At 35.5% G+C, this 22,732-nt stretch carries 21 protein-coding genes and 1 other annotated feature; of the genes, 2 read left to right on the top strand and 19 right to left on the bottom strand.

Annotation, left to right across the window (positions count from 1 at the left end; translation table 11 throughout):
• Nucleotide 1: 1 nt before the first annotated feature.
• The 11 genes from minC to CEF14_RS01385 all read right to left on the bottom strand — a co-directional run bounded on the left by minC (nucleotide 2) and on the right by CEF14_RS01385 (nucleotide 9,551).
• Nucleotides 2-673, bottom strand: coding sequence for a septum site-determining protein MinC (gene minC, locus CEF14_RS01430; protein ID WP_102691193.1), 672 nt, complete (start codon nucleotides 671-673; stop codon nucleotides 2-4).
• Nucleotides 674-696: 23 nt separating this feature from the next.
• Entirely contained in the window at nucleotides 697-1,224 is a 528-nt protein-coding gene (mreD, locus tag CEF14_RS01425) for a rod shape-determining protein MreD (protein WP_102691192.1), read from the bottom strand.
• The gene (mreC, locus tag CEF14_RS01420) at nucleotides 1,224-2,129 is read right to left on the bottom strand and encodes a rod shape-determining protein MreC (RefSeq protein ID WP_102691191.1); all 906 of its coding nucleotides are present in this window, start codon (nucleotides 2,127-2,129) and stop codon (nucleotides 1,224-1,226) included. The genes mreD and mreC overlap by 1 nt, the downstream gene beginning before the upstream one ends.
• A 13-nt stretch (nucleotides 2,130-2,142) precedes the next feature.
• Nucleotides 2,143-3,159 (bottom strand): rod shape-determining protein, encoded by a 1,017-nt coding sequence (locus CEF14_RS01415; RefSeq protein WP_102691190.1) that lies wholly within the window; start codon nucleotides 3,157-3,159, stop codon nucleotides 2,143-2,145.
• Between the two features lie 95 nt (nucleotides 3,160-3,254).
• Nucleotides 3,255-3,953 (bottom strand): RadC family protein, encoded by a 699-nt coding sequence (radC, locus tag CEF14_RS01410; protein WP_102691189.1) that lies wholly within the window; start codon nucleotides 3,951-3,953, stop codon nucleotides 3,255-3,257.
• Nucleotides 3,943-4,554: a Maf family protein gene (locus tag CEF14_RS01405; RefSeq protein WP_102691188.1), complete on the bottom strand. Its 612-nt coding sequence runs from the start codon at nucleotides 4,552-4,554 to the stop codon at nucleotides 3,943-3,945. The genes radC and CEF14_RS01405 overlap by 11 nt, the downstream gene beginning before the upstream one ends.
• A 100-nt stretch (nucleotides 4,555-4,654) precedes the next feature.
• Nucleotides 4,655-5,284, bottom strand: coding sequence for a hypothetical protein (locus CEF14_RS01400; protein WP_102691187.1), 630 nt, complete (start codon nucleotides 5,282-5,284; stop codon nucleotides 4,655-4,657).
• An 84-nt stretch (nucleotides 5,285-5,368) separates the two neighbouring features.
• Nucleotides 5,369-6,124, bottom strand: coding sequence for a prepilin peptidase (locus tag CEF14_RS01395; RefSeq protein ID WP_102691186.1), 756 nt, complete (start codon nucleotides 6,122-6,124; stop codon nucleotides 5,369-5,371).
• A gap of 13 nt (nucleotides 6,125-6,137) precedes the next feature.
• Nucleotides 6,138-6,308, bottom strand: coding sequence for a hypothetical protein (locus CEF14_RS18850; protein WP_170061397.1), 171 nt, complete (start codon nucleotides 6,306-6,308; stop codon nucleotides 6,138-6,140).
• A 200-nt stretch (nucleotides 6,309-6,508) separates the two neighbouring features.
• Complete coding sequence (locus CEF14_RS01390) at nucleotides 6,509-8,215, bottom strand: sensor domain-containing diguanylate cyclase (protein ID WP_102691185.1); 1,707 nt, start codon at nucleotides 8,213-8,215, stop codon at nucleotides 6,509-6,511.
• Nucleotides 8,216-8,294: 79 nt separating this feature from the next.
• The gene (locus CEF14_RS01385) at nucleotides 8,295-9,551 is read right to left on the bottom strand and encodes a bifunctional folylpolyglutamate synthase/dihydrofolate synthase (RefSeq protein ID WP_102691184.1); all 1,257 of its coding nucleotides are present in this window, start codon (nucleotides 9,549-9,551) and stop codon (nucleotides 8,295-8,297) included.
• Between the two features lie 85 nt (nucleotides 9,552-9,636).
• Between CEF14_RS01385 and CEF14_RS01380 the strand changes: the two genes are divergently transcribed.
• Together CEF14_RS01380 and CEF14_RS01375 are read left to right on the top strand one after the other, a co-directional pair.
• Nucleotides 9,637-10,503, top strand: a complete 867-nt coding sequence (locus CEF14_RS01380) for an ATP-grasp domain-containing protein (RefSeq protein WP_102691183.1) — start codon at nucleotides 9,637-9,639, stop codon at nucleotides 10,501-10,503.
• A 4-nt stretch (nucleotides 10,504-10,507) separates the two neighbouring features.
• Nucleotides 10,508-11,308 (top strand): ATP-grasp domain-containing protein, encoded by an 801-nt coding sequence (locus CEF14_RS01375; RefSeq protein ID WP_170061396.1) that lies wholly within the window; start codon nucleotides 10,508-10,510, stop codon nucleotides 11,306-11,308.
• A 180-nt stretch (nucleotides 11,309-11,488) separates the two neighbouring features.
• Here the strand turns inward: CEF14_RS01375 and CEF14_RS01370 are convergent, their stop codons facing one another.
• From CEF14_RS01370 to ccsA, 8 genes are all read right to left on the bottom strand, one after another.
• A complete protein-coding gene (locus CEF14_RS01370) occupies nucleotides 11,489-12,451 on the bottom strand; it encodes a nuclease-related domain-containing protein (RefSeq protein ID WP_102691181.1) in 963 nt (320 codons plus the stop codon).
• Between the two features lie 512 nt (nucleotides 12,452-12,963).
• Nucleotides 12,964-15,591, bottom strand: coding sequence for a valine--tRNA ligase (locus tag CEF14_RS01365; protein ID WP_211284642.1), 2,628 nt, complete (start codon nucleotides 15,589-15,591; stop codon nucleotides 12,964-12,966).
• 207 nt (nucleotides 15,592-15,798) lie between these two features.
• Nucleotides 15,799-16,012 (bottom strand) — a binding site (T-box leader).
• 882 nt (nucleotides 16,013-16,894) lie between these two features.
• Nucleotides 16,895-17,491 carry a hypothetical protein gene (locus tag CEF14_RS01355; RefSeq protein ID WP_102691179.1) on the bottom strand — a complete coding sequence of 199 codons (597 nt, stop codon included), beginning with the start codon at nucleotides 17,489-17,491 and terminating at the stop codon, nucleotides 16,895-16,897.
• Nucleotides 17,492-17,865: 374 nt separating this feature from the next.
• The gene (hemL, locus tag CEF14_RS01350) at nucleotides 17,866-19,158 is read right to left on the bottom strand and encodes a glutamate-1-semialdehyde 2,1-aminomutase (protein ID WP_102691178.1); all 1,293 of its coding nucleotides are present in this window, start codon (nucleotides 19,156-19,158) and stop codon (nucleotides 17,866-17,868) included.
• A 3-nt stretch (nucleotides 19,159-19,161) separates the two neighbouring features.
• Nucleotides 19,162-20,145 carry a porphobilinogen synthase gene (hemB, locus tag CEF14_RS01345; RefSeq protein ID WP_102691177.1) on the bottom strand — a complete coding sequence of 328 codons (984 nt, stop codon included), beginning with the start codon at nucleotides 20,143-20,145 and terminating at the stop codon, nucleotides 19,162-19,164.
• A gap of 2 nt (nucleotides 20,146-20,147) precedes the next feature.
• Nucleotides 20,148-20,906, bottom strand: coding sequence for a uroporphyrinogen-III synthase (locus CEF14_RS01340; RefSeq protein ID WP_102691176.1), 759 nt, complete (start codon nucleotides 20,904-20,906; stop codon nucleotides 20,148-20,150).
• Nucleotides 20,896-21,828 (bottom strand): hydroxymethylbilane synthase, encoded by a 933-nt coding sequence (gene hemC, locus CEF14_RS01335; protein WP_102691175.1) that lies wholly within the window; start codon nucleotides 21,826-21,828, stop codon nucleotides 20,896-20,898. Before hemC ends, CEF14_RS01340 begins: the two co-directional genes overlap by 11 nt.
• Nucleotides 21,829-21,847: 19 nt before the next feature.
• Nucleotides 21,848-22,678, bottom strand: coding sequence for a cytochrome c biogenesis protein CcsA (ccsA, locus tag CEF14_RS01330; RefSeq protein WP_102691174.1), 831 nt, complete (start codon nucleotides 22,676-22,678; stop codon nucleotides 21,848-21,850).
• Nucleotides 22,679-22,732 lie beyond the last annotated feature (54 nt).

The raw sequence follows: 22,732 nt of genomic DNA, 5'->3' as shown, positions 1-22,732 counted from the left end.
ATTAGCTTCCTCCCTTAAATGTCGATAAATTTGGTCTTAAATTACGTAAATCCTGTAAACGGTCAATAGCAATATGACCATTTGAGTGGATATAAGCACATTCCATTTCAGGTTTTTCCGCTAGAATTGTCACCTCATTGGTCATCAATTCCATTAAATCAGCAATCATAAGATGTGTAGCTTCCAGCCATGAAGCAGCAATTACACACTCGCGATTTCCATCTACACCTGCATGTGCAATCCCCTTCAAACGCCCCATAACATAAATACTGCCTCCAGCAATCACCTTGCCATTGGGATTTACATCACCAATAACAACGAGATCGCCTTCAGCTCTTAATTCTTGTCCAGAACGTACAATACCTATGTAAGTAGCAGATTGGCTTTTCAAAAGCTTCTGATTACATTCTTCAATCGTAATAACATCACTTTTAATCTTTGAAACTTTTAAATAGTTAGATTGCTGAACAATATGAAGAATTTCTTTTAACTGCTCTTGACAACAATATCGATTACCTACATGTATTTGTACTTCTGCTTGCCCTTCTAGACCTTCTTCAGTGACTTTACGCTTTAATTCTTCCAATAAATCAGAGTAAGCGCATTGATCATCTAGCTGAAGCACAAGTCCTTCTTTCGTACCTTTGATTAAGACTAGTTGCTTAGTTGTCAAATGCTTCACCTCACGCTTCTCTGCTATAACGTTGATTGATTCGCTTTCTTTAAGAGACGAGCTTCTATCAAATACTTAAATGTCCACCCTAACATGATTAAATAGATAGAATTTGCAATCATTGTTGGAATGAGCCGTTGATTTAAAAACTCGGCAAATGGAACTGAAGTAAAAGAAATCAATAAGAAAAATTGATGTAAAACAATCTCTAATAGCGCTACAAGCACCAATGAAAGTATTGTCGTTATAGCTAGATGTTGATGGATATATTTTACTGTAGAACCTGCAATAAAACAAATAAATGGGTACAAGAATGTATATAATCCAATAATATCAATATAGAAAATATCATACAATACCCCAAATATTAATCCATATAACATCGCACGTTTGCGGTCGTAATAAATAGACAAGAAGATTAAGTATAAGATTAGAAATCTAGGTACTAAATAATATAGCTGGCCATGCCATTCAATAGGCGAATAAAGGGAAAACTCTGTTTCAACAAAAAACAGCATAACAGCAACAAAAGGAATTAAGAATCTAGCCATTAGTTCCCAGCTCCTGTACCTGTTGTGATTACATTATTCGTATTATTGCCATCAGAACCATTAACACTAATAGATTGGCGCTTAGCAATAATAACATGATCCAACATAGAGAAGTCAGCTGCTGGTTTTACATATGCTAGTTTTGTTAAACCATAGTCATCTGTAGAAATTTTTGTAATTTCACCAATTAGGACACCTTTAGGGAATATTCCACCTAAACCAGACGTTGTAACTTTATCACCTTTTTTTACATTTAAACTTGAGTCAATTCTTTTTAGAATTAACTCACCACGTTTTGCATCAAAACCTTCAATCAAGCCAAATGCTTCTGATTTTTTGGTTGCTACAACTGCAGATACTCTGTAGTTTGTATTATTGGTTGATAATAATTCAACTTGAGAAGTATATGGTGTTGTTTGCACAATTTTACCAACTAAACCTTTTGAAGTAAGGACAGCCATGTTCACTTTCACACCGCTAATAGATCCTTCATTCAAAATAAGCTTTTCTTCCCATTGGTCAGGGTTACGAGCGATGACATCCGCTTGAATCGGATTAAAGTTTCGTAAATCATCCTTTTTACCAACTAACTCTTTTAACTTGTCATTTTCAACTTTCAATTCATTGACTTTAGCTTGTAATGTTCCAAATTCTTCCAAGCGCGATTTTAAACGTTTGTTTTCATCATAGGTGTTCATTAATGAATCGACATTGCTGATGAATCCTGTAATATAGCTTGCCGGTTTAGCAACAAGCGATTGTCCAAAACCGACAGTATCTTTAATTATTTGTTCAGGAAGTGATGCGTTTTGACGATCGCGTAAGGAAAAGCTAATCAATGCCACTAAGAGGATTACGCCGACAAGCAGCAATATCAATCGCTTATTCGAGAAAAACTGTGGCATTGTCTAATCCCCCTTATTTTGTTTGGTGACGACGCATTAAATCGATGTGATCTAGAGCCATACCAGTACCAACTGCTACACAGTCTAATGGGTTTTCTGCGATAAATACAGGCATATTTGTTTCGTCACTAATTACTTTGTCCAAGTTTTTAAGTAAAGCACCACCGCCAGTTAATACAATACCGCGTTCCATTACGTCAGCAGATAATTCTGGAGGAGTTTGTTCTAATGTTTTTTTCACGCCATCGATAATCGCTGAGATGGATTCTTTTAATGCATCTACGATTTCAACAGATGTAATTTCAATCGTTTTTGGAAGCCCAGTAACTAAGTCACGTCCACGGATTTCCATTTTTTCAACTTCACCGTCTGCGCTAGCTGAACCAATTTCAATTTTAATCGTTTCAGCTGTACGTTCACCGATTGTTAAGTTGTAAGTTTTACGAATATAACCAATAATTGCAGAATCCATTGCATCCCCACCGACACGAACAGATTCACTTGTTACGATACCACCTAAAGAAATAACAGCAACTTCAGATGTACCGCCACCTATATCAACTACCATACTACCTGTTGGTTCCCAAACTGGTAGATTCGCACCAATTGCTGCTGCAAATGGTTCTTCAATAGTGTACGCTTCTTTTGCACCAGCTTGACGAGATGCATCAATTACAGCACGTTGTTCTACTGATGTAATTCCATAAGGTACACAAATCATGACATTTGGTTTTTTCCAGTTACCGCCAGAAGCTTTCATTGCTTCTTCCATGTAGTATTTGATCATTGCAGTTGTAATATCAAAATCTGCAATAACACCATCTTTCATTGGACGAATTGCCACGATTGAGCCTGGTGTACGACCAATCATTTTTTTAGCATCGTTACCTACTGCAACAATTTCACCAGATTGCGTATTTTTCGCAACTACTGAAGGTTCTCTAAGTACGATTCCTTTACCTTTCATAAATACCAATGTATTTGCTGTGCCAAGGTCAATCCCGACATCTTTTCCACCTAATCCAAACACTATTTTGTTCTTCCTTTCTCTTTTAGCCATAACTTTCGTAGCTGTCATAAAATCATAAGTTTCATTATAACGGAAAAGAGTAAAAAATTACAGTACTACATATACCCTTTCTCCTTTAAACTTATAAATTGATGATCTCCGATAATAACATGGTCTAATAACTCTATACCTATAATTAAACCTGCTTTTTGTAGACGTTTAGTTACGTCAATATCTTCAGGGCTTGGAGAGGGATTACCAGATGGATGATTATGGGCACAAATAATAGAGGCTGCTGATCGTTTTACAGCTTCACGAAAAATTTCACGGGGATGTACAATTGAAGCATTTAGACTCCCTATAAAAATCGTTTGCTGATGGATAATTTGGTTTTTTACATTTAAGAATAGCGTCACAAAATTTTCCTGCAATAAGGAAGTCATATCTGGCATTAAATACGTCGCGGCATCTTGTGGAGAACGAATAGTAAACCGTTCGTCTGCCCTTTTTTTGTGTAGACGTCTTCCTAATTCAATAGACGCTAACAGCTGAATGGCCTTTGCTTCACCAATACCCTTAATATCCATTATTTCTTCGATTGTCGCATTCTTTAATTCGTGAAGCTGTTCAAAATGAGTTAATACACGATTGGCTACATGGAGAACAGACTCTTGTTTCGTACCTGTCCTTAGTATGATCGCAATCAGCTCTTGATTTGATAAACTATCTGCGCCTTGTCGCTTGAGTCTTTCTCTAGGTCTATCATCTTGATGCACATCACGAATCATTAATGGTGTATCAAAATTAGTTGCCATGTACTTGTTCCTCCTTTCCAACAGCAATAATCTTCTTGTCTGTTAAAAAAGTTCTAAGTACATCTAAAGGAAGACCTGCGACATTATATTTGCTTCCATCAATCCTCTTCACTAAATTTTGTCCAACTCCCATTATATTATAACCAACATCTTGTTCAAAAGGTTCCCCTGTTTCGACATATTGAGCAATTATTTTTTCTGATAAACGATGCATCATCACATCTGACTGTACAACAAAGGAAGATAACTGATCATCATAGCGAATTCCTACTGCTGTGGTCACTCTATGTTTATGATTGGACAAACGTCTAAAAAAGGAAATTGCTTCATTTCTAGTATGTGGTAAACGTAATATGATTCCATTTAAACTCACAACACGTTTAACATTCATATAACATAGGGACGGATGTGGCTTTTGCATACGTAATAACTTCACAACAACAGTACTATTGGCAAATTCAAATGGATTCGTAGGTAATGCGCAATCAATTGGCATTTCTTGATGGATGACCGAAAAAGGTAGTTGTAGTTTAGCTAATAGCTCTTCACAGTTTCCTAGTGGATTTAGTAAAATAATGTCTTTATTTAAACGTATTGACATTCAAACATATACCTCCTTTTTAGTCATCATAATAGAAAAGTAAAAAATAGGGAAATTATGAAAAACAACTAAAATCCCTCTTTTACAATAAGATTATCATTTAAAATTTAATTTCTAAGCAGTCGTTTTCCGAGACATAATGTGCTAAAAGCTGTAATTTAACCACCTCTAAATTACTTGAAACCTTTGTCATTTCTGTTACTTGCCCCTTCCAACCTGCAGGAATCGCTTGGCCTTTAGAAGAATCGCTAACATTTAATTTTGCAACTTTGCTAACATCGAGTAATTGTGGTAAAATTTTCAGTCCTTTTTCTTCACAAGCAGCCCCAGATAACGTAAATGGTTTTACAAAGGAATCTTTGTTAACAAGTGACTTGATTTTTTTTTCATTGGTTCCGACCGCTCCCCAAAGAAAGAATTGCTTTCCAGCCTGTACAATTGCGACATTTTCATATTCTGGATGACCTGCAAGAAAATCAGATGCAGCTTGCGATGAGGAATAGACTCCATATTGAACCGCAAAGAATTTTACGGGTTTACTAGTTACTTTTGAACCTTGTGACGTACTTGCAGGTAATACATGTTCATCAGGCTGCACAGATCTTTTTTCAACAGTATGCAAAATAAAGAAAAATAGCAGGACACCTGCAGCACCTATCAAAACCCCGTGAATAACGGCAGCTAGTAAAAAATGTGTTTGCTCTTGATTTTTTTTCATATTGAATTTCATGACATCACCCCTATTCAATACCCTAGCAGAATATACATAAAAAAAGACAAGACTCATGTCGTCTTGCCCTAAAAAGTTTTCCTTTTAAAATAACAATTTTGTATACCATTCGAGAATTTTTAATCCATAAAAATAAGTTATGACACTTCCCATAGCAATCCATGGTCCAAATGGAATAGGTTGTTTACGCCCCTTTTTTTGCCATATTAATTGTACTATTCCTGCGATCAGACCGATGAACGAAGATATAAACATAGCAACAAGCGTCAACTTAAAGCCCAATACAAGACCAATGACGAAAAATAACTTAATATCTCCTCCACCCATACCACCTTTCGACACAATGGCAATTGCTAACAAAATCCCAAATCCAACAGCTGCCCCAACCATTGCATCCCACCAGGGGTCCAACGGTGAGCAAATACGCATCATTATTAAAATCAATGCAAATGATAGTAAAACCTTATCAGGTATTAACATGTACGCCATATCGGAAACGGTAATAATTACGAGTAATGAAATAAATAAAATGGTCACACCTAATTCAAGTGTAAATCCAAAGTGTACATATGCTAAAGCATATAAAATCCCTGTTAAAAGCTCCATTAATGGATGGACAATTCCAATTTTCGCTCCACAACTACGACATTTCCCTCTTAAAAAAAGATAAGAAAAAACGGGTACTAAATCGATTGCTGTTAATCTTCTCCTACACTCTTCGCAATGAGAGGGAGGGCTAACAATCGACGCTCCTTTTGGCACTCGTATCCCGACCACATTAAAAAAAGAGCCAAATACTAATCCAACCATCATAAAAAGCACTGCATAGACAATATCCATCTTATCTTCCTCTTTAATTATTATTGTTTTGATCATCCAGCTGACCGACATAATAGAAGGTTGTAAGTTGAATTGTCGCTTGCAATTGATCTTGTTTGGTATCTGTAGATGACTCTGTGACTTCTATAATAGGGGTTGCATAGGAAACAGAGTCAATACGCATTATTCGAGGTATAATCTCCATTTCCTTTAAAAAATCTTTAATTTCTTTTTTATTTGTTGCTGTAACAGATACGTTCAGTGAAAAAATATAATACTATCTGAGTAGAAGAATTGACATTGAAGAACATAGAGATTTTATCATTTAACTTTTAAAAATAACCTATCAAAAAAACAGTAGAGCATCTTAGCATCTCCTACTTTTTTAATACACATTATTCCCCATCAAAACCCCGCTACCCGATTTCTCCCCTTCTTCTTCGCTCCAATATACATTGCATGGTCAGCGTTTCGGAGTAATGTTGTTCCTTCGTCCGTATCTTCTAGGGCGGAGGATACACCTATGCTGGCTGTGACATGGACAACTAGGTGATTGACATGATCCATTAAATCTGGAGATATTTCGAATGGTTGTGTTTCGATCGATTGGCGTAAGTGTTCCGCTAGATTAAGAGCCGCTTCCTTTGTATAGTTTGGTAAGAGAACCACAAATTCTTCTCCACCATATCTTGCCAATGTACCTTGTCCACCTATTTCTCTTCGTAAAGTATCAGCAATACCACATAAAATATCATTGCCACTTTGGTGGCCATAATTGTCGTTAATTTTTTTAAAATAATCAATATCTAGCATAATTAACGATAGATTTGAAATATTTCGACTTTTTAACTGTTGCATCATTTTTGTTAGATACTCATCAAAATAGCGATAGTTGTATAATCCAGTTAATCCGCAACGTTCACTGCTATGTCTTGTTTTTTCAACATATCTTGCTTTCTCTAAGGATACAGCAAAATAAGAGCAGATTAGTTCTAGCATCTTTACTTGATACTCTTTAAAGAAATTTTTCTTTTTAGACGTTAATAATAAAACCCCTTCCATATATTGATTTCTTGAAAGAGGTACAGCTAATACACTTTGGGTATCCGGCAATAAATAATTATTAGTTGATAAAAGCCATTCAGATCGTCTACCAAAAGTAATTTTCTCTTCTTTTGTTAAAGTGTGTTTTAGTAAACTTTCGCTAAGTTCCTTGTGGGTGACGTTTTTTAATATTTCTTGACCATTCTCAAAAGCTCGTAACACCGATAGAGTGCCAGTTTGCTTTCTTCGATCAATGATATACAATCCATCGATTCGTGCCATTTTAGGTATACGCTCCATAAACAAATCGAGAGTCTCTTCAGATTCCAACTGATCTGCTAATTGATGGCCAAAATGTGCAGCTTCAGAAAGTTCTTTATTGAGCTTACTAGATGTACTATATAATTGTAATAATTGAGTCATCATATAAAATGGAATGCCTAGTAATATGATAGCAAGTACCCCTACATACTCTCCCAGCAAATATAAACTAAGCCCCATCGGTAAAGCGAAGCAACAGATTAAATAATCCCATGCATCCTCCATTGTAAAGAAAGGTGCTCTATTTCCGAGCAAAATTCCACTAAGCTTTAAAAGTAAGTGGTTTGCGGTAATATTCACCAAAATATAAAGCAAACCATAGCCTACAATATGCAGATGGTTTACAGAATGAATATTCCCACCAAATATCCAAAAAACAAAACCACTAATAAATGAAATAAAGAGGAACATCATTGAATTCCATGGAATTCGATAAATACTTTGACGTGCAAGCTGGATTCGGTAGAAAAATGGAATGATCAAAATTTGGAATACAATCATTTCTATAAATAAGCCAAACCGTAAAAATATCGCAAGGCTTACCCACTGACTTAGGAAGTATGGCGTACCATTAATGACTGCTGGACAGATGGATGTTAATAGGCCCAAAGCTGTAAAACTGATTAATAATGGCCAATCTATAGTCTCAGTAGGTGGGAATATACGGTAAACTGCATAGATGCTTATTGGCATACATACAATCCACGTCGCAAAAATCATCACTTGAAATGCAAATGACTTTTTCATACTAAATTCCCCCTACACTGTAAATTTTATAATGTAAATTATACCAGACTAATTTTCCATTTCAATACAAATATTTAGGTTATTTGAACCTTGTTAATAGTGTTTTCCTCCAGTGAGCTAAAAGATAAAGAGATCCTGTCATCACACAAATACCAGAACCATCTAACTTTTGATTAATCATTTGAACAAGATCACCTTTGTAAATCCGCTTTTCCGAACTATGACTTAAGTCATAGATATTTTGGGCGGACATTGCCCTCTCATTGTCAACTTCAACAAATGTAAAACTAGTTCCTACTTCTTCTAGTAATCTTAAAACCCCTGTTACATCTTTATCTTTTAACATTCCTATGATGAAGTGAATCTTCTGTCCTGGAAATTCTACTTTTATCGTTTCTACAAGTGCTTTTGCGCTAGCTGGATTATGTGCTCCGTCAATATATAAATTTGGAGCAATTTTCTCAAAACGACCCGCAAGATGTGCGGTATGAACTCCATTTTGAAGACATTCATTCTCTATTTGAATTCCTTGACGGTTGGCAAATAAGGTAAAGGCAGTAATTGCAAGAGCCATATTACTTCTTTGGTGAATCCCTGGCATGCTACGTTGTAAATGAGTAAACATTTGATAGTTGCTTACGTATTTTTCATACACCCCTTCAACTTCAATTGTAAAATCTTTTCCATACATATAAAGAGGGGCTTGTTGTTTTACAGCTTCTTCTTTAAACACTTTCAGAGCTTCATTTGGAAGATCTCCTATAACAATAGGTCTTTCTCTTTTGATAATACCCGCTTTATGGTAAGCAATTTTCGCTAATGTATCTCCTAAAAAGTTGGTATGTTCCAATGAAATGCTCGGTACTACTGATACGATTGGAGTGACAACATTTGTGCAGTCAAAACGTCCACCCATTCCACATTCAATAATGGCGATATCTGGAGAAAATCTATTGAAGGCTAGAAAAGCGGCTACTGTTAATAGCTCGAAATCTGTTAGTTTGCTATCAAGACCAGCGTCACTCATTATTTTAAAGATTGCATCCATTTCTTGTGGTTCTATAGGCTTTTCATTTAGTTGGATTTGGTCATGGACATCCTCAATACATGGCGACATAAAAGTGGCTGTTTTTAATCCATGAGCTTTCGCAATATGTTGGATAAAGCTACTTGTTGAACCTTTCCCATTTGTTCCCGCTAAATGGATAACAGGTAAATTATTTTGTGGGTTTCCAACTAAGTCTAGTGCAATATGCATTGCATCTAACCCAGGTTTTATGGCTGGATCACTTGTAATATGCCAGCGTTTTTTATATTCATCTAGTTTAGGGATCATTTCAACACTCCGTCCTATATATTCCTTCGTTTTCGTGCTAAACTTTTATATATTATTATAGCATTAGTGTTAAGGGGATTTTGAAATGAAAACTTGTTGGATTATATATAATGGCAGTCTCATCGACGATAAATTTCTTGACCAAGCGAGACTAATGGCAGAAGCAGCACAACAATTAAATGTGCAACCGTCTATTTATAAAAACTATGAGGTTCTGATGAAACTTGACAGAGAACTTCAAAACAAACCTGATTTCGTAATTTTTTTAGACAAAGACATCCTGTTAGCTACTTATTTAAAAAATAGCGGTATTCCTGTCTTTAATGATCCAGAAGTCATCGAAACGTGTGACAATAAAGCAAAACAATACATACAACTAGCTAAAGCACAAGTACCAATGCCAACAACTATTATTGCACCAAAGGTTTATCCAAAATTCACAATTCGTGATAGTGGCTATTTTGAAAGTGTCTTACAAACATTGGGTCTTCCGATGATTATTAAAGAAGGTCATGGATCTTTTGGAATGAAAGTCTATTTAATTCAATCACAAGATGAATTCTTTGAAAAAGTGGAAGAATTAAGAGGTGTCGATTTTGTATTCCAACAATTTATCGATACGAGTCGTGGTCGAGATATTCGTGTAAATATTATTGGTGATGAAGTAGTAGCTGCCATGTATCGTCATTCTGAAACAGATTTTCGAGCAAATATCACAAATGGTGGCAAAGCTGAAAAAGTGGTTTTAACAGATTTACAAAAAGAGGTTGCCATTCGTGCTGCAAAAGCAGTCGGTGCAGAATTCGCTGGTGTTGATCTATTATTTGGACCTAACGAAGAACCAATCGTATGTGAAGTCAACGCTGCAGCACATATTAGAAATCTCTATAACGTAACCGGCATCAATGTTGGCGTTCAATTTATCGAATATATATTGAAGAAAATTGGGTGAAATGATGAAAAGCGCCTATCTTTTATACGAACACCAAGATGCAAAGAAAAATAAGGTTTTTATTGAACAAATGATTGATGCAACCCAAAAACAGGATATCCAACTGTCATTACTTATTATAAATGAAGCCGATTGGGCTACAAAAATTGACCAACCTCTATTTGTGTGGAATCGCACACGAAATGCTAACATCGCTAAACAGTTGGAACTTGCAGGTATTAAAGTGTTTAATTGTTCGTTTGTGAATGGACTTGCCAATGATAAAAAAAGCACATTGCAATTTGCACAACTGCAAGGAATTCCTACTGTACCGATTTTGTTGGAAGAACGCATTCAACAATACCCTGTCATCATTAAAACAATCGATGGGCATGGGGGTAGTGAAGTTGCACTTTGTCACTCAAAAGATGAACTAAATGCTTATCGATCAAAGTGGAGTACTCGAAAAATAATCATTCAACCCTATATCGAAACTCATTCTACTGATGTAAGAGTATGGGTAGTTGGTTCAAAAATTATCGGTGCCGTCAAACGACAAGGTAGCCAAGATTTTCGTTCTAACTATACATTAGGTGGCTCTATTGAAAGATATAAACTATCTAAAGAGCAACAATCGCAAGTATTGGCTCTTCAAAAAGCATTAAAAAGCGATTATATTGGAATTGACTTTTTACTATTGCCAAATGGAGAGTGGCTCTTAAACGAAATCGAAGATCCTGTTGGCGCAAGATCCTTTTATCATTTGTATGACGAAGATTTGCCTAAGCTACTAACAGAACATTTCGTAGAGGAATTAGGGATGTAGTTTTTCAAAAATAAAGTAGTTCATTCATTGTTTATGTAGAGTAACCACGGTTTCTGATGCCACTTCCGCGGTTTTCGATGACGCTTCCGCGGTTTCTAGTCTCACATCCGTGATTTTTTAAATAGTATCCGCGTATCCAACAATTTATATCCTACCACGATAGCTGAGCGGACTATTCAATTAAATTTTCATTTTTCTTTCGGGAAGCATATATTTTACACCACTTTTTTTCCCTATTTTTATTAGATTCATGTTTGTCATCATTCTATAAGACTGATCAGCACTTTTAATTTTAAGAAATTCTCTACATTCTGCGTTCGATATTTTATTATTAATGATCGTTAAATAATCATAAATTGCTTTTTCATGAGCTTTTGAACTCTTAGAATAGCAACTCGGACATATCCAATAATGGGAAATTCTTTTCATGCCAAGTCTGTTGCACTTATTACAGAAAACGCCACTTAAAATATCTTCACGTGGAATATTATATCGTTCCTTTAACGGATAAGGATTAAATTCTTTATGATTTGCTAAAATGAAACTAGTCAAATATTCTAGCTCTTTGTTAGTAACAGATTCAAGTTTCGTTCCAATCTTTCGTAAAAATGGTTTTATTTCATTTTTTAGTAATACTGTATTTTTATTAGAACTTTGTTTGATAAAGCTTGATGTAAAAGGAAATATTATTGCACCGTAGACTGGAATATTAATATTATGATTTAGAAAAAAATTTTGAAGTTGATAAATATACTCATCTAATTGAGGTTCTGGACTTTTAAAAATATGAACTTCACCATCAGAAAGTGTTCGGACAAGTTGACTGGGATTATCTCTCAATTCAATAACACCTTTAATATTTTTTACTTCAAAAACAAATGCATAGTATGTAGTTAATATTAATATATCAATTTGAATATGGCTTTCTAGTTTCAAAGAAAGATTATGAAAAATATAGAAATTATAAGGTAATTGCAACTGTTCAAGTGAATCCATTACAACTTTTTCACCTATGTTCCCTGCTTTTATACGATTGTATTCACTTACTAATTCTTGCCTCTTAGGATTTGACATTGGAAGCCTTTGAATTAATCCATACAACGCATCTAAATAGTGTGTTTCAGAATACCCTTTTCTAATCAAAACTCTCCCTCCTTACTATTAACTAAAAGTATAAAGAGGATTCCAAATTTATGCAAAGTTTCAAAATTTAAAACCAGGCATTTTATTAATCATATTTTTATTATTTTAATTAATATAAGATGTATAATTACCATTATAAATATCCAAAATTTAGTTTCGTGCATTTTTTATATAATATTTATATGGTCTACTATTTTGAATATTTTTTCAAGATTTTATCCGCGGTTTCTGATTCTACATCCGCGGTTTTTTGAATTGTATCCGTGTTTCTTTCAATTTATATCCTAACTTTCCTTTGTCATGATTTGTTGAGCCATTTTGTCTTCCTCTATCGTGAATTTTGTTCTGGGATATTCATGATATCCGCGATTTACACTGTTGTTTCCGCGATCTTTGATGCATCATCCGCGGTTTTCTACAATTTAGATCTTCCCAAAATCAGATTTACAATCAAATCAAAAAATCGCTCAAGCTATCATAAATAGCTTGAGCGATTTTCTTGATTAGTAAATTTACATATTTTTTAATTCAGCAATACGTTTTTCAACGGTAGCGAATTTTTCAAGGTAGTCTGCTTCTTTTGCACGTTCAGCAGCAACTACTTCTTCAGGTGCTTTGGATACGAAGCGTTCATTGTTTAGTTTGCCTTGAACTCGTTTTACTTCTTTATCCCATTTTTCTAGTTCATGTGTTAGACGTTCAATTTCTGCAGCCACGTCAATTAGACCTTCAAGAGGTAAGAATAGCTCAGCTCCAGATACAACGGCAGACATTGTTTTCATTTCAGGTTGCAATTTTTCACCTAGAGTAAGTGTTTCTGGATTACAGAATTTTTCGATATATGCTTTGTTGTCTTCCAGAACAGCTAATGTTGTTGTATCTTTTGCAGAAATGTACATAGGTACTTTTTTGCTCATTGGTGTATTTACTTCTGCACGAATATTACGGACAGCACGGATGATATCCATTAACAATTTCATATCTTGAGATTGTTGCTCAAAAGTAAATTCTGGGTTTACTACTGGCCATGAAGCTTGCGTAATCGATACTCCTTCATGAGGTAGGTTTTGCCAGATTTCTTCTGTGATAAATGGCATTAATGGATGTAATAGACGCATCGTGTTATCTAATACATAAGCAAGTACGCTACGAGTCATTTTCTTAGCTGCTTCATCTTCTCCGTACAGTGGTAATTTAGCCATTTCAATATACCAGTCACAGAAATCATCCCAGATGAAGTTGTGTAATTGGCGACCAACTTCACCAAATTCATACTTGTCAGCAAGTCTTGTTACTTCTTCGATTGTTTCGTTTAAGCGTGTTAATATCCATTTATCTGCAACAGATTTTTCGCCTGAAAGATCGATTTCGTCATATGTCATGCCATCCATGTTCATAAGAGCGAAACGTGAAGCGTTCCAAATTTTGTTTGCGAAGTTCCAAACAGCTTCTACTTTTTCCGTTGTATAGCGTAAATCTTGACCTGGTGAAGAACCAGTAGCTAAGAAGTAACGCAATGAGTCTGCACCATATTGTTCGATTACATCCATTGGGTCTACGCCATTACCAAGCGATTTAGACATTTTGCGACCTTCACCATCACGTACTAAACCGTGGATTAATACGTCTTTGAATGGGCGTTCTCCAGTGAATTCAAGACCTTGGAAGATCATACGAGATACCCAGAAGAAGATGATGTCATAACCTGTTACTAATGCACTTGTTGGATAGTAACGTTTGTAATCTGCGCTTGCTTCATCAGGCCAGCCCATTGTAGAAAATGGCCATAATGCAGATGAGAACCATGTATCTAGAACGTCTTCATCACGAGTCCAGTTTTCTTCATCTTTTGGTGCAACTTTTCCTACGTATACTTCACCTGTTTCTTTGTGGTACCAAGCTGGGATTTGATGCCCCCACCATAATTGACGAGAAATACACCAGTCATGAACATTTTCCATCCAGCGACTGTATGTGTTTTCGAAACGGTTTGGTACAAAGTTTACTTTTTCCATTTCTTTTTCTTGCAATGCAAGAGCCGCTTTTGCAAGTGGTTCCATTTTAACAAACCATTGTGCAGAAAGGTAAGGTTCCACAACAACACCGGTACGTTCTGAATGACCTACTGAATGCATATGGTCTACGATTTTAATCAGTACACCTTGTTCTTGTAAATCTTTTACGATTTGTTTACGACATTCGAAACGATCTAATCCTTGGTATTTACCAGCATTTTCGTTCATTGTACCATCTTCGTTCATCACGATAATACGCTCTAAATTGTGACGGTTACCTACTTCAAAGTCGTTAGGGTCATGTGCAGGAGTCATTTTAACAACACCCGTACCAAATTCCATATCAACATAATCATCAGCTACGATTGGAAGTTCGCGACCAACGATTGGAAGTATAGCTGTTTTACCTACTAAATGAGCATATCGTTCATCTTTAGGGTTTACAGCGATACCAGTATCACCAAGCATTGTTTCTGGACGGGTTGTCGCAATTTCAACTTTTTCGTCACTATCTTTAATTTGATATTCCATGTGGTAGAAAGCACCTTGAACATCTTTGTAAATTACTTCAATATCTGATAATGCTGTTTTTGCTTGTGGATCCCAGTTGATAATACGTTCACCACGATAGATTAAACCTTTTTCGTATAATTTTACGAATACTTCTTTGACTGCGTCTGATAGACCTTCATCCAATGTGAAACGTTCGCGAGAATAATCTAATGCAAGGCCCAATTTAGCCCATTGTTGGCGAATTGTATTTGCATACTCTTCTTTCCATTCCCACGTTTTTTCTAGGAATTTTTCGCGACCTAAGTCATAACGCGAAATGTTTTGTTCACGTAATTTCGCTTCTACTTTTGCTTGCGTAGCGATACCTGCATGGTCCATACCTGGTAACCATAAAGCGTCATATCCTTGCATACGTTTCATACGAATGAGAATATCTTGTAGTGTAGTATCCCAAGCATGCCCTAAGTGTAATTTACCTGTTACATTAGGCGGTGGAATTACGATTGAATAGGGTTGTTTTCCACTTTCAGGTTGTGCTTTGAAGAATTCACCTTCAAGCCACCATTCATAACGACCTTGTTCAATCGACTGTGGATCATATTTTGTTGGCATAGATGTGTTTTGTTCAGTCAATATAATGACCTCCTTTAATGTCTCATCATGGTATGAAGTATAAGGTCCTTTCACCGCTTACTCTGCTTGATTTACTGCTTCACTAAAACGGACGCTTCCCTTTAAGAGTCACCAAATTCACTCGAGTAAGCTATTCATATATCAACAAGATTCTTTAACAAAGCAAAATAAAAAACCTTCGCCCTATAAAAGGGCGAAGGTATATTCGCGGTACCACCTTAATTTCAGCACAAAATGGCTGACACTTCATCTCATAACGGCTACTAACCGGTTACTGCTACTTAATCGTTCACAGAAACTGCTCCAGGGCTACCTTCAAACGACTACTTGAGGAACTTTCACCAACCGTTCCCTCTCTTACAAGTAGGAGCGTTCTACTCCTCCCCTTCTCAGCATATATATATAGCTGTAATCATTGTAACGAAAAAGCTTTAGTTTTTCAAGTTTTTCAGAATACTTTAAACAAATTTTACCGTTATTAACATGTAACTCTGCACATTATAAAATTAATAAAAATTGAAAGGACGACATCAACATGTAAAAACGATTCCTTTTTTAATACGTACAGTAGTCTCTCAATATACCCTATAAATAATGTTGACTTTAAAATCCATTTGAAATATCTACTATTTAAAATACTTTTAATCCTCTAAAAACGCTATTCCACGAATTACAAAAAACACCTTCTATCATTGTAATCTATTCTAAGGTATTGATGCTCTATTAATAGAAGAAGAGCGGTTATGGAATAATAATCATTTCCCAAAAGATTTAACTTTTTAAATGAAATACGTATAACATTTCTTTTTAGAGGCAAAAATTTAAATATATTATCTAAATATAATATTAACGGCTATCATTTAATCATCAACTAATGGATGATTTGGATTTACTATATTTTATACAAATTGAAAGATACACGGATGGGATGATAAAAATGGATGTTCTTTACCTGCTGCATCAAATCAAAAAAAATCCCCTATACATGATTTGATCACAATTGAAGAAACCTAAACAATCATTTACCCACTTTAACTACAAAAATCCATCCCTAGCTACATATATTACTAGGAATGGATTTTTTATTTAACAGAAAGGAGATGAAGTTATGAAAAAAAATCGTTACAACCCTTATTTACTTCCCCCTTGGTTAAGAAAGACTAGATTCTATTGTCGAAACATTATCGTACCCATCACTTGCTTTCAATTTATTCGAGTCATTATTGTACCTACAACATGGGATATCATTATACTTTTATTCTTTGTACTACTTTGTTATCTACTAATAACGGACTTTATTTAACGGAATTTCGACTCTCGTATAATGTTCTTCTAAATCCCACAAAAATTCACTTAAGATGGATTCTTCGACTTCTGTTATTTCTGAATCACTTACTGGATCTGAAACTGTTTCCGAATGATGAATCACAGTATTGCTTTCGTAGGACTGAACTACTTCTGATGATTCATCTTGTACTTCGTCATAGAGACAATCGACTTGACATTTGATATGACAAATACCATCATCTCGCAATTGTACATCAATGTCTCTCGTATTTAATTGAATTGTTGAATGTACTACACGTTCTTTTGGTAAATTAACATCTAAGGGAATGGCGTATTCAAAATATGCTTGCTTATCTTGCCATTCCACCTCATCTATTAATGTACATTCGTTTGACAATTGTTTTTCTCTCTCTTTGTCTACGTCAAATTCCAGAAAAGCTGATAAATGATAAATCCCTGAAAGCGAAACTGATAAATCATCAACTTGTTGTTCCCAACGAGGCTTTACATGAATTTCGTTCGCTTTTACAGGGCAGCCATAAGTTTCTGGAAAAATAAATAACTCATTTATTTCCCAGGTAATCTTTTGCACTATGCTATCCCTCCTCTATCTTCATGTATATGCGTAAAAAATTGAAAAAGAACATTCTAGGAAGAGATAAATTGTCCAAGTTCACTTATGCTATTTATGATTAGTATTTCCATTGGGCGATCCATCAAAATAAGACTTTTCAATACCCTGAGGTTTTAAACTTAAAAATAACCTATATTTTCCTCCAATTAAATACTTATTTTAATTGAAAATTCAAACAATTAAAGTTTTCCACTCTATTCCAGCCAAAATCCAAAATAACTACCCACAAAAAGAGCCAACGAAATAATTTCGTTGACTCTTTTTGTATTTTTTAGCAATCCTATTCAAGTATACCTTAGAAGATCTTTTATTCACAAACCATCGTTATATATTTATCGAGCTAATTTTTTAAATACTTTTTGGAATGCTTCCACTGTTTTTGCAATATGTTCTTCTGTATGTGCTGTTGAGAAGAATACGCACTCGAATTGGGATGGTGGAAGGAAGATTCCTTCTTCTGCCATTAATGCGTAGTAATCTGCAAATAATTGTAAATCTGCTGTTTTTGCTGTTTCAAAGTTAATTACTTTTTCATTTGTTAAGAAGTAACCAATCATAGAACCAACACGGTTTACAGTGTGAGGAATATGATAAGTTTCAGCTGCTTCACGGAAACCAACTTCTAATTGATCACCTAATTTTTTGAAGTATTCATATGATTCTGGTGTTACATGATTTAATGTTTCAAGACCAGCAGCCATTGCTAGGGGATTCCCTGAAAGTGTACCAGCTTGATAAATTGGACCAGCTGGTGCTACACGTTCCATAATTTCACGACGACCACCAAATGCACCTACTGGAAGTCCACCACCGATTACTTTACCTAAGCAAGTAAGGTCTGGTGTCACACCAAGATATCCTTGAGCACAATTAAATCCTACACGGAAACCTGTCATTACTTCATCAAAGATTAATACTGAGCCAGCTTTTGTTGTTACTTCGCGTAAACCTTCTAAAAAGCCTGGTAGTGAAGGAACACAGCCCATATTACCTGCAACAGGTTCTACAATAATAGCGGCAATTTCTTCACCGTATTTCTCAAAAACTTCTTTAACAGCTTCTAAATCATTATAAGCAACTGTAATTGTATTTTGAGCGATTCCCATTGGAACTCCAGGGCTATCAGGTAAACCCAGTGTTGCAACCCCTGAACCAGCTTTGATCAATAATGAGTCACCATGACCATGATAAGAACCTTCAAATTTCAAGATTTTATCGCGTCCAGTGAAACCACGCGCAACACGAATAGCACTCATTGTTGCTTCTGTACCAGAAGATACCATACGTACCATTTCTACAGATGGAACACGTTTGATTACTTCTTTTGCTAATTCATTTTCGATGACAGTAGAAGCACCGAAGCTAGTACCAGTTTCTGCAACACGCTTAATAGCTGCTACTACGTCAGGATGTGTATGACCAATAATTAGTGGACCCCATGATAATACATAGTCGATATAATCATTACCGTCAACATCAGTAATAATCGCACCATGACCTTTTTCCATAACTATTGGATCCATATTTACTGCATTGAATGCACGAACAGGGCTGTTCACCCCACCAGGCATTAAGTTAATTGCTTCAGCAAAAGCTGCTTTAGATTTTTCATGTGAACGAGTCATCGATTATTTCTCCTCCATCCAGCGAACGGCATCTTTCGCATGGTAAGTAATGATTAAGTCGGCACCAGCACGTTTCATACCTGTTAAAGTTTCTAGAACGATTTGTTTTTCATCAACCCAGCCATTAAGTGCTGCTGCTTTAACCATTGCATATTCACCACTTACGTTGTATGCAACAACAGGTAAATCATAATTATTGCGAACATCACGAACGATATCTAAGTAAGATAATGCTGGTTTTACGATTAAGAAATCTGCCCCTTCTTCAACATCACTAGTTGCTTCACGCATTGCTTCGTAGCGGTTTGCAGGGTCCATTTGATAGGTTTTACGGTCACCGAATTTTGGTGCGCCATCCGCAGCATCACGGAAAGGACCATAGTATGCAGATGCATATTTTACTGCATAAGACATAATTGGAACATCTTCAAAACCAGCTTCATCTAAACCTTTTCTGATTGCAGCTACAAAGCCATCCATCATATTAGAAGGTGCAATAATGTCTGCTCCTGCTTGAGCTTGTGAGACAGCTGTTTTTGCGAGGATATCTAATGAAGGATCATTTAAGATTTTATGATCTTCTGATACGACACCACAGTGTCCATGAGAAGTAAATTCACATAAACAAGTATCTGCTACTACGATAATATCTGGGTAGTTCTTTTTGATAAATCGTGTGGCTTCTTGTACAATCCCATGATCATGGAATGCTTGTGTACCAACTTCATCTTTTTCAGCTGGAAGACCAAAAAGAATAACAGAAGGAATACCTAGTGACACCACTTCATCCATTTCCTCAGCCAAACGATCTAGTGAAAATTGGTATACACCTGGCATTGATTCCACTGGATTTTTAATATTTTCACCATCAATTACGAAGATTGGATAGATGAAATCTTCTTTGTGTAAGTATGTTTCTTTTACCATTGCACGCATAGTTGCAGATTGGCGTAGACGTCTATGTCTCTTAAAGTTTAACTCTGTCATGATTAAAGTTCCTTTCTCTTAGCCAATTCGTCAATAATGGCCATCATCGTATACTTTGCTGGTTTTATATCTACCGTTGTCCCAACATTTTGCAATGCTGTTTCTGTCACATGTCCAATTGCTGCAACCGTAAAGCCGTTCCAACCTATTTCAGGAGCTATATGCTTTGCAAAAACTTCTACAGCAGAAGGACTTGCAAAGATCACAGTAACCTCTTGTGATTGCTTGAGTAATTCTTTTAATACTGGAACATGCTCAGTTGTTTGAATTGTTTCATAAACAATCCATTCTTTTACTGGAAACGGTAATCCCTCTTTTATAGTATCCTTTGCTAAACTACCTTTCAAGAATAGACAACTTTTTAATTGTCCAACATGCAAAGGAAATTCTTTAACAAAAGTATCTGCACTATATGTAGAAGGGATGAAATCAATTGTAAAACCTAATTTTTCGAGAGCTTGGGCTGTTTTTTCCCCAACGACAGCAATTTTCGCTAAGCAATCCTCTTTAGTTTGTTGCAAACGTTCTAGTTTATTGGCAAACGCTTGAACTGCATTTTGACTGGTAAATATTAACCATTCATATTTTATTGCTTGTTTTATTAGTTGACGATCTTCTGATTGCACAACTTCTTGCACAGTAATAAGCGGCAAGTGAAAAACTTTGCCGCCTAGAGTTGTAATTTTGGAAGATACAGAATGCGTCATTTTCGTGCCAGTTAGAACAATTTGTTGTCCTTGTAATGGCAAATTATTTGGCATTTTGTTCAGCCTTTACTTTTTGAATCAAATCAAAAGCACCTTGTTTTGTTAACTTAGCAGCAACCTCTTTACCTGCTGCAACAGCGTCTTCTGAAACTAATGATTCCTTATAGAAAATAGAAGCATCGGGAGCAGCTACTAAACCTTTAAAATCAACTTGACCATCATTATAACGGGCAAACCCAGCAATAGGTACTTGGCAACCGCCGTCCATAGCAGCTAAGAAAGCACGTTCTGCTTGCGCTTCTTCCCAAGTAGCTTTATCTGTCAATTTAGCAAGTTCTGCAAGTAATTCTTCATCATCACTTCGACACTCAATACCAAGTGAACCTTGTCCAACAGCTGGCATACAAACATCCGTAGATAAATATTCAGTAACAACTTCATCATTCCAGCCTAATCGTTTTAATCCTGCTGCAGCTAAAATGATTGCGTCGTATTCATCTGTTTCTAGTTTTGCTAAACGAGTATCAACATTACCACGAATCCATTTGATTTCTAAATCAGGGCGAGCAAGTAATAATTGTGCACTACGACGTAAACTACTAGTACCTACAACTGCACCTTTAGGAAGATCTGCAAATTTAATATGTCCTTTTGAAATAAAAGCATCTCGTGGGTCTTCACGTTTTGGAATACAACCAATTACTAGTCCCTCTGGAAGTACTGCAGGCATATCCTTCATACTGTGAACGGCAAAATCGATTTCTTTATCAAATAATTCTTGTTCGATTTCTTTAACAAATAAGCCTTTACCACCTACTTTTGACAGTTGAACATCAAGGATTTTATCACCTTTTGTAACAATTTCCTTTACTTCAAATTCAAACGGAGCACCGGCTTTTTTTAATTGATCGATGAACCAGTTTGTTTGTGTCAAAGCAAGTTTACTTCTTCTAGAACCTACAATAATTTTACGCACTTACAATCCAACCTTTCTATTAATACCAAAAGTGAAAACTTGATAAACGACTTCCTAAAAAGAAGTTGATAATAATGATCAAAAACGCATAGACATGGGTCCAAGCATACATTGTTGTATGTAGTTTTCCTTTTCGATTTCCATATAAAATAAAACAATAGATTAATAAAGATACAAAAGAACCTATAATTTTCATATCGAAAATTGGAAAATTAGTTAATGACACATAGGCCCATTGCAACCCTAATATTAAACTGATCAACAAAATCGGAATACCTGTTAATAATGAGCCTGACATTCCTTTTTGAGCTTGCTCTAAGGATGGTAATCTCGTCCATTGTTTTGTCCATTTCTTTTTCTTAAGTACATTATATAGGATTATATACAATGTAGAGAAAACAAATGATAAAGAAAACGCAACATATGACAATATTGCGAACGTTATATGGATGAAAAGTAACTCAGAAACAAGCGAATGTCCTACTGGCGATTGTGCAATTTGATTGGGCGCAAATGTATGAATCGACATAAAAATAAATCCAAGCACATTTAGAAAGAACACCGGTAAATCGACACGATATAGACAATGCAATAAAATCGAAATTGTCACTAAAAGCCAAGCATAAAAATAAATCCCTTCAAATAGTGATAATATCGGGAATCGATGTGTTTCTATAATATATAACCCTAAGAAAATGGATTGCAAAATCCATACTATTGATACAAGCCAAAATGCAATTCGATGTGCCTTTGCATCTTTATTTAGATAATCAATAAAATAAAAGACAAGACTGATCGCATATAAGACGACCATTGCTTCATGTAGCCTTGTCATCGTCAAATCAGCCATAACCTACTCCTTTATATAGCTTGATACATTAGATAAAAAAGCGTCTTCGTACCT

This window comes from Rummeliibacillus pycnus, from assembly GCF_002884495.1.
Classification (GTDB): domain Bacteria; phylum Bacillota; class Bacilli; order Bacillales_A; family Planococcaceae; genus Rummeliibacillus; species Rummeliibacillus pycnus.
Note: the sequence above shows the minus strand (reverse complement) of the source record. Positions and strands in the feature narration are given on the sequence as shown.